This is a genomic window from Candidatus Desulfolinea nitratireducens, assembly GCF_982879505.1.
Genome location: NZ_CEYOSI010000082.1, coordinates 10,656 through 11,376, shown reverse-complemented (window position 1 = coordinate 11,376; position 721 = coordinate 10,656). Strand labels below are relative to the sequence as shown.

General features: G+C 44.4%; 2 protein-coding genes. Both read left to right on the top strand.

Annotation, left to right across the window (positions count from 1 at the left end; all coding sequences use genetic code 11):
* Window positions 1-360: GxxExxY protein (locus AC3DOM_RS09005; RefSeq protein WP_487918710.1), on the top strand; the 360-nt coding region annotated here is incomplete at its 5' end.
* A gap of 19 nt (window positions 361-379) precedes the next feature.
* Window positions 380-721, top strand: a 342-nt coding sequence (locus tag AC3DOM_RS09000) for a Y-family DNA polymerase (RefSeq protein WP_487918709.1), incomplete at its 3' end; no start/stop codon positions are given.

The window sequence follows — 721 nt, the reverse complement described above, 5'->3', positions numbered from 1 at the left end:
GCAGCGATGGAAATTCATCGCCAATTGGGTCATGGCTTTCTGGAAGCTGTCTATCAAGAAGCGGCTGTCCTGGAATTTCCGAAACATAACATTCCATTTCAAAGAGAAGTTCCTTTGCCTATTATTTATAAAGGCACAAAACTTCCAACAAGTTATCGTGCTGATTTTATTTGCTTCTCTGAAATTGTCGTAGAGTTTAAAGCTCTAACAAGACTGACTTCAACCGAAGAATCACAGGTCTTGAACTATCTCAAGGCGACGGGATTTTATCGTGGCCTGTTAATAAATTTTGGCACAAAAAGCCTCAAGTACAAACGCTTTGTCTGGGGATATCCAGACAAAAAAATCTGCAAAATCTAGATAATCTGTGGAAAATATTTTGCCTCGAAAAATCATTCACCTCGATCTGGACGCTTTTTACTGCGCGGTTGAAGAAAATCACGATCCTTCACTGCGCGGTAAAGCCTTTGCTGTAGGAGGCAGACCAGAAGAACGCGGCGTGGTATCATCCTGTTCATACGCAGCACGGGCAAGCGGTGTCCGGTCAGCGATGCCAATGGGACGCGCCCTGGCTCTTTGCCCTGAACTGAAAATTGTTCCTGGAAAACATCACTTATATGGCGAGGCATCGAAGAAGGTAATGGCACTATTACGAGAGGTTACCCCTCTTGTGGAACAGATCTCGGTGGATGAAGCTTTTTTGGATATCAGTGATCTGCCA